Source organism: Bacillus suaedaesalsae, from assembly GCF_016890225.1.
GTDB lineage: Bacteria > Bacillota > Bacilli > Bacillales > SA4 > Bacillus_BS > Bacillus_BS suaedaesalsae.
In genome coordinates, this window is the sequence record NZ_JAFELM010000001.1 from 23,131 (window position 1) to 31,697 (window position 8,567).

General features: G+C 35.7%; 6 protein-coding genes. All 6 read right to left on the reverse strand.

The features are described from left to right. Positions 1 to 9: 9 nt before the first annotated feature. Positions 10 to 1,479, reverse strand: coding sequence for a bifunctional methyltransferase/pyrophosphohydrolase YabN (gene yabN / locus JR050_RS00130; RefSeq protein ID WP_204201510.1), 1,470 nt, complete (start codon positions 1,477 to 1,479; stop codon positions 10 to 12). Then, entirely contained in the window at positions 1,476 to 3,068 is a 1,593-nt protein-coding gene (locus tag JR050_RS00135; protein WP_204201511.1) for a putative polysaccharide biosynthesis protein, read from the reverse strand. Before JR050_RS00135 ends, yabN begins: the two co-directional genes overlap by 4 nt. 97 nt (positions 3,069 to 3,165) lie before the next feature. After that, the gene (gene spoVT / locus JR050_RS00140; RefSeq protein ID WP_204201512.1) at positions 3,166 to 3,702 is read right to left on the reverse strand and encodes a stage V sporulation protein T; all 537 of its coding nucleotides are present in this window, start codon (positions 3,700 to 3,702) and stop codon (positions 3,166 to 3,168) included. 177 nt (positions 3,703 to 3,879) lie between these two features. After that, a complete protein-coding gene (gene mfd, locus JR050_RS00145) occupies positions 3,880 to 7,425 on the reverse strand; it encodes a transcription-repair coupling factor (RefSeq protein ID WP_204201513.1) in 3,546 nt (1,181 codons plus the stop codon). A 74-nt stretch (positions 7,426 to 7,499) separates the two neighbouring features. Next, positions 7,500 to 7,730 (reverse strand): anti-sigma-F factor Fin, encoded by a 231-nt coding sequence (gene fin / locus JR050_RS00150; RefSeq protein WP_204201514.1) that lies wholly within the window; start codon positions 7,728 to 7,730, stop codon positions 7,500 to 7,502. Positions 7,731 to 7,825: 95 nt separating this feature from the next. Continuing rightward, positions 7,826 to 8,386 carry an aminoacyl-tRNA hydrolase gene (gene pth / locus JR050_RS00155; protein WP_204201515.1) on the reverse strand — a complete coding sequence of 187 codons (561 nt, stop codon included), beginning with the start codon at positions 8,384 to 8,386 and terminating at the stop codon, positions 7,826 to 7,828. Positions 8,387 to 8,567: the final 181 nt, after the last annotated feature.

The following is an 8,567-nucleotide window of genomic DNA, read 5'->3' on the forward strand; positions in this document are numbered from 1 at the left end:
GAACCTACCTTATCTATATTTTTCGTATTTCTTTGCTTCTTCCCAAAACTTATCCAATTCATTTAAAGAAAGTTCGTTCATCTCGAGTTTTTGCTCCATTATTCTCGTCTCCATAAACTGAAACCTTTTTATAAACTTTTGATTCGTTTGGGTAATCGCAACTTCCGGGTCAATTCCATAGAACCTACCAATGTTAACAAGCGCAAATAAAATGTCTCCAAATTCCTTGGCTGCTTCTTCAACAGGTGCATGATCTGCAATTTCTTTTTTAAATTCCTCGATTTCTTCCTCAATCTTTTCCCAAATCGGGGTAGGATTGTCCCAATCAAATCCAACTTTAGCTGCACGCTTTTGTATTTTGAATGCCATTAGTAACCCTGGGAAACTTTTCGCAAGATCTGAAAAAATCGATTTTGAACCATCTTGATCTTTTTCCTGTCTCTTCATCTCTCCCCAAATTTCACTAACATCTAAGCTTGTGGATGCATTTGCATCACCAAAAACATGCGGATGCCTTCGAATCATTTTTTCTGTCACTTCTTCGATTACATCTTCAATCGTAAACCAACCTTCATCTTCTCCAATTTGTGCATGTAGCATTACTTGAAGTAATACGTCTCCTAGCTCTTCAACTAAGTGATCGTCATCCTCCTCATCGATTGCCTCTAACACTTCATACGCTTCTTCAATTAAGTATGGTTTTAATGATCGGTGTGTTTGTTCTCTATCCCAAGGGCATCCATTTGGACCTCGCAGGTCAGCAATAACCTTCTTTAAGGTTTGGAATTCGCGGTATAACATTTCCTTTTCTTTTACTGGAGGAACATATATCGTCGTTAAGTTATTTATATTTATTCCATGATCAAGCTCATATAATGGTACATTCCTAATTTGTTGCTGTGATGTTCCCGCTGCAGTTACAACAACTACTTCATAGTCATCAGGTAATCGTTCCATCAAGGAAAGCTTTACATCCGAAGCAACTAACTGATCGTATACCTGACAAATTACCATATGTTGTGTCAGCTGCAATTCCGCAGATGAAAATGAAGTTGCGTCTACCAATTGAAAACCTTCAATCGGATCAATTTCAAGTGCTGTTATCATTGGATCGATAAAGCTATTTCCGCCTTCAATAACAACTTGAAACCCTTCATTTCTTTTTTCTATCAATAGTTGAACTGTTTTTTCTGCTACTAGTGGATGTCCTGGTACCGCATAGTAGACATCATCACTTAACGCTTTATGACATAGCAGCTCGACAATTTCTTCATAAACCTTTTCAAACTGGTCATGTTTCTCATATATTTCATCAAACGAAGAGATCGTTACTCCTTCAGTAGTTAAATCTGCAATGATAGGATGATTCTTCGTTCTAACAAAAAGATGAGAACACTGTTTAATTTTTTTATACATATCTAAAGAAAGTTGACCAATTTCTCCCGCTCCAAGTCCTAATACAAAAATGGTATGACTCACATTTCTTCCTCCTTTTTTCTTTTCCAACCTATAATCTCATCTTTGTGTATGATTTTTAATTGATAGGTGAGTCCGATAAATAAAGCCCCACCAACTAAAACAGCACTTAATGCATACACCGAACTGCTTAAACGTGTTACTTCATCCACCAGTAATTGAAAATAAATGAGTTCATATAGCTTTATTGTTATGATCATGCCAAGACCAGCAATGAGTGTCTTTAAAACGAAACGATATGTTATCAAATTCTTTGTATTCAGCTTTTTAACTAGGAATACAAGAGTAGTTAATAAAATAACCCCAATTGCAATAACAGATGAAATTGCTGCTCCCATCGTTCCATAATGAGGAATTAAGAGTTGATTAACTATCACTTTTATAAAGAAGCCCACCAACACAATAAGTGCAGTATGTGTCACATAGCCTAGCCCTTGTAAAACGGCAGAGGCTGTTAAACTTATTGATAATAATAAAACACTTAGACTTAACACAGATAAAACTGTGCTCCCTACCATATTGGTAAACAACATAAAGTTTGTATATTTCATAATCGATAGCAATCCAAGTGATGCTCCCGTACCAATTACTACACTTATCTTTAACGATAACCGCGACATTTTCAAAATATCCTCATGTTTATTACGTTTTACCGCACTAGAAATTGTAGGAACTAGTGTTAAAGATAACGATGTAGCTAAAACAACACCTAACTGTATTAATGGCTGACCCCGATCAAATACTCCTTTTGCAAACTTTGCTTCTGTTGCATCTACTCCTGATTGAACAAGAAGTGAATATAGAGTAAAAGAGTCGACAAGCTGTAATAAAACTAACGTCAAACCTGTCGTACTAATCGTAATACTCGAAAGCACCACTTTCTTAAATGGAAAAGCACGTACATTCTTCATTTGAAAGGCATCCTTGTAATGTTTCCATGAAAAATGATGCATTAACTTTTTACGAAAGAATAAAAGTACGATAAGTCCGGCTACTCCCCCAATAATAGATCCAATAACAGCACCTGTTCCAATTACATAATAATCATAACCTGCTTTGACAAGTACGAACGCTAAAATCAGGATGCTACTCACACGGATAAACTGCTCAGAAATTTGTGATAGTGCAGTTGGAAGCATATATTCATAACCTTGAAAGTACCCTCTAAATATTGAGATAAAAGGTAATAAGAGAAAGCTAAATGAAACCATTTTGATTGGTTCAATTAATAAAGAATCTCCCATTAGGCTTGCTAAAGGTGATGCAAAAACAAATATAAGAAAAAATGAAATGAAACCGAAAAAAAATAAAGTTAAAAAACTATATATTAAAGTAAATTGTTCATTTTTGTTCGTTCCTTTTTGTTCCGAAATAATCTTTGATATCACAATCGGAAATCCATTTAGCGATAACGCAATGGCAATCCCATAAAACGGGTACACTTGCTGATAAATATAAAAGCCTATGTCCCCCGCAATGTTTTGATAAGGGACACGGTACACTGCACTAAGAATCTTCGTTAAAATCCCAGCAAATGTCAATAACAGTGCTCCCTGTATGAACGTATGCTTTTTAGTATGTAAACCTTGCATAAGGCAGTTTCCCTTCCAAGTAAGTTGCGAGAGTATTATATCATATTTATCTGCTAAAAAAAGTAAATGGGACAGCCGTGGCTGTCCCATTCCTTTATTATTGCTCCATTTGTCTAGCTAAGAATCCAGCAGCTGTTTCAACTGCCTTTTGCTCCACTTCTCCAAGTGTACGTTCTTTTGACATAATTACGACTGCACCAATTGGGTCTCCATTTGCTATAATTGGTGCTACTGTATAAGAAGTTACCGCCTCATCGATTCCTTCTACAATAGCTACTTGCTTTTCCGTTGTTTCTAGAATTGAGCTACGATCTTCCATTACCTTCTCAATTTGGTCACTTATATTTTTGTTTAAGTATTCTTTTTTCGAACCACCTGCCATCGCAATAAATGCATCACGATCACAAATTAAAATGGTATGTCCCAAGCTATCATATAATGCCTCTGCATACTCTTTTGCAAAATCACTTAGCTCACTAATAGGTGAATACTTTTTTAAAATCACTTCTCCATCACGGTCTACAAAGATTTCTAGTGGATCTCCTTCACGAATTCGAAGTGTCCTTCTTATTTCTTTAGGAATGACCACACGTCCTAAATCATCAATTCGACGAACTATACCAGTTGCTTTCATCTAAAGATGCCTCACTTTCATTTGATGATTAAAATAGTGGTGATTAAGAAATTGAATTTCCATTTTTGGTTAAATCACCTTCTGTTGAGTTTAGTATCCTTCACACAGAAAGTTCTATACACTGGCAACTAGAAAAAATCATTAAATGGAATAACTTACTAATTTTCATAGTAAATTTTAGTTTGCACTTTGAGCAAATTCTTCCTTAATAAGAAGAGGCACTTCATTTAATAACGTGTTGGCTGAAGTAATCCATTGATCTACAGTTAAACCATTTGTATTAACGACAATTTTAATTTTATTGTTTTCTAACCCTAAATTGATATTTGAACCTATTTGATTGGCAACCATGAACAATTTGCCACCATCAATCATGTTGCTGAATTCCTCAGTCATAAATAAAATAACTTCATTTTTCACTTGCTTAATAGTCTCTATATTTGCATTCAGCGCATGTAACTTAAGAAGTGTTATTTTAATTAAATAATCAACCTCTAATGGATAATCACCAAAACGGTCCATTAACTCTTCTTGAAGCTCTAATAGCTCTTCGTTTGAACTAATTCCTTTAAAACGTTTATAGATTTCAATCTTTTGCCGACCATCTTTTATATATGCTTCAGGAATGTATGCATCTAAGTCCACATCTATTTCAACATTTTTAAGCTTTTCTTGCTCTTCAGGCAATCCTCTTCGCTGATCAATTGCCTCTTTCAGCATTTGTGAATACAAATCAAATCCAACTGAATCAATAAATCCGTGTTGCTGAGCACCTAGTAAGTTTCCTGCTCCACGTATGGATAGATCACGCATCGCAATTTTAAATCCAGAGCCCAACTCTGTAAACTCTTTGATTGCTTGTAATCTCTTTTCAGCTACTTCTGTTAGCACTTTATCTCGCTGATAGGTGAAATAGGCATATGCAATTCGGTTCGAACGGCCTACGCGTCCTCTAAGCTGATACAACTGAGACAATCCCATTTTATCTGCATCATAGACAATTAATGTATTCACATTTGGTATATCTACCCCTGTCTCAATAATTGTCGTGCTTACTAACACATCTGCTTCGCCTTGAAGGAAGGTTAACATTACGGATTCTAATTCATTTTCGTTCATTTTTCCGTGTGCGTAAATCACTTTCGCATCTGGTACAAGCATGGAAATTTCATCTACTTTCCGCTCAATATCCTCCACGCGGTTGTATAGGAAATACACTTGTCCTCCCCTTGCCATTTCCCGTTCAATTGCCTCTCGCACAAATGCTCCGTTATATTCCATTACATACGTTTGTACAGGAAAACGGTTCTCAGGAGGAGTTTCAATAACAGATAAATCACGGACACCTAGCATCGACATATGTAATGTTCTTGGTATAGGTGTAGCTGTTAAAGTTAAAACGTCAACGTTTGCTTTTAATTGTTTAATTTTTTCTTTATGTGTTACACCAAAGCGTTGCTCTTCATCAATGATTAACAATCCTAAATCTTTATACTCAATGTCTTTTGATAATAATCGGTGTGTTCCCACTACGATATCAATCGACCCTTGCTTCAGTCCTTTTATCGTTTCAGTTTGTTGTTTTTTACTTCTGAAACGACTTAAAAGACCAATATTAATTGGATAATCTTGAAAACGTTCCTTAATCGTTTCAAAGTGTTGTTGTGCAAGAATGGTTGTTGGTACTAAAAATGCAACTTGCTTTCCGTCTGTAATGGCTTTAAATGCAGCTCTGATTGCTACTTCTGTCTTTCCATAACCAACGTCCCCACATAGCAAACGATCCATTGGACGTTCTCGTTCCATATCTTGCTTAATCTCTTCAATCGAACGAAGCTGGTCCTCAGTTTCCCTATAAGGAAACGATGTTTCGAATTCACGTTGCAGGTCATTATCATTTGAGAAAGCGTAGCCTTTGCTCGCTTCTCTTTCGGCATATAACTTAATTAAATCATCTGCTATATCTTGTACAGACGATTCAACCTTCTTTTTTACCTTCTTCCAATCTGTTCCACCAAGCTTATATACTTTCGGTTCTTTTCCTTCAGAAGCTACATATTTTTGTACTTGATCGATTTGGTCAATAGGAACATAAAGCTTATCATTTCCTTGATATTTAATATGAATGTAGTCTTTATGTATACCATTAATCTCTAGTGTTTCAATGCCTAGATACTTCCCAATCCCGTGATTAACATGTACAACATAATCGCCTACTTTTAACTCCGAGTAGTTTTTAATTCGTTCTGCATTTGATAACTTTTGTTTCTTTTGCGACCGTTTTGGAGCTTGCTTCTTAAATAACTCTTCTTCTGTAATAATAGCAATTTTTTGCATCGGAAATTCGAAGCCATCATGTAAAGCTCCAGGAATAATTTGCACTCTCCCGCTTACTAGTGGGTCATTTTTGCCAATTGTCACAGCATCAATTTCATAGTCTGCTAATACACGATCTAACTTCTTCACTCGTTCATGAGTCGCTCCTAAAAAAACAATAGCGTATTGTTGTTTTCTCCAGCGTTCTAACTCACTTTTTAACACATTGATTTGTCCGTGAAAGGATTGCATTGCCTTACACGACATGTTGATAATATTTTGCGGGTTGGTATGAGGTACATGACGTAAAAACAATGACATATACACAATACTATTATTCGCTCTATGCATGAGTGGGAAGAATGAGTGTGAGTATTCCAACTCATGAATCACAAGTCCTTCTGATAATAAGGATGTATGCCAATCCATTTCTTCCTTATCAAGTGTATCAGACATTTCCTGCACTCTTGAGACTTCATCCACAATGACAATTCCATCTTGGGGCAAATAATCTAGTAAACTAGCAGGATTTTCATAAAACAATGATAGATACTTAAACATTTGCTGAGGAATTTGTCCATTTTTAATGGCCTCTAATTCGAAGGAAATATTCTGAGCTAATAGCTTCTTTGCTTTTTCGTCCTTCATCTTTTTTAATGATACGGCAAGTCCTTTTTCCAGCTTTTCAGCACCATTCATTAACTCTACCTTATCTAGTAAAATTTCTGTTGCTGGACCAAAAGTAAATACCTCTAGCTTATCCTTTGAACGCTGCGAGTCAATTTCAAATGTTCGAATTGAATCAACTTCAGTGTCGAATAACTCAATTCGGACTGGATTCTCTTCTGTTAATGGATAAATATCAATAATGCCGCCTCTTATACTAAACTCTCCAGGTGTTGAGACCATTGAGCCTCTCTCATAACCAAACTTTACGAGTTGTTCCGATAAGTTTTCGATTGAGATGTCATCCCCAACTTGAATCGTTTGCTGGGCATTTTTCCACTTTTCCTTACTCGGAAGTAAACGTCTTAACCCGGCAATGGGTGCGATCATGACACCTTTTTCCTGACTGCTCCAATAATTCAAAAGTTCAATTCGTTGGCTTTTTAACTCAGGACTCGCAATGCCTATCTCAGCTGCAATTAATTCATTTACTGGATATAAAAAGACTTCATCCTCTGGAAGTAATTCTATTAAATCATCATATAGCTTTTGAGCTTGATATAAGTTATGCGTCACAATTAACTGAGGCCTTTTTAACTCAGAATATAAAGAGGACATTAGTACTGTTCTTGCTGAACCTGATAAACCAGCTACTAATTGCTCTTTTAGATTTCCATTTATACCTGTAATAATTGTTTGCACATCCACGTTATCTTTGAAAATTTGTTGTAAACCTAACAATACCAACCCCTCCTCTCGAATAATACTCTTATGTATGTGGAAACAGAAAAATGCTTTGGCAAGTTACCCAAAGCTTATTGTATAAAAGTTTGATTCTCATGATAATGTGGATTACGATCTAAAGCCTCTTGGCAGTCTTCACAAATTGATTTCACGTGTATTTCTCCATTTTCCTGATAATTAATCATATCTAAACGTTCTTCATCACTTAGTTGATGAAAACCAAGTTCTTCACTATGTACGGACATTCTATCAATTGAACCGATATTCACACCACAGTGTCTACAATTATAATGTATGGACATCCCTTTACCTCCTGCGAACTTTACTAATAGTATGAACGCATCAGAAGTATCTTATTCCTAATCTATGTGCCAAAAAAATCAAAAATACCTTGAATCTATCTATTAAACTGATTCATCACATCAATAAACGAATCGGCAGTCCATTTCTCACATGCATCCGCTGTTATTTTTATAGACTCCACAACGAAAGGAACTTCTTCTTGTGTAAACCTTCCTAAAACGTAGTCCGGTACTTTCATGCCGTTCTTCGGTCTGTCGATACCAATTCGTATACGTTTGAATTCCTGCATTCCTAAATGTTGAATGATTGACTTCATTCCATTATGGCCTCCGGCGCTTCCTTTCGCACGAAGACGTACTTTTCCAACTGGAAGATCTAAGTCATCATAAATTACAACAATATCTTCTGGATCAATATCATAATAGTCCATCAGTGGACGAACAGATTCACCCGATAAATTCATATATGTTAACGGCTTTAAAAGTATGATTTTTTCTCCATTAATCATTCCTGTACCAAATACACCTTTGAATTTCTCCTTATCTAAAGGGATATGATGACGATGTGCTAGCTCATCGATTGCAATAAATCCGACATTATGTCTCGTTTGTGCATACTCTCTTCCCGGATTTCCTAATCCGATTATTAGCTTCATATGTATTTCCTCCATAACCTATTCATTGTTATAGTAGTCTAATCCTCTTTTTAGTATATACGAAGTATCTATAAAAATGAAAAAATGAGGCTGGGACATAACTAAATAAATCATCCTCAAAGGCGAGTAATATCTAAATTATTCTACCTATTAAATATTATACTTTTTTCGTACCATTTGT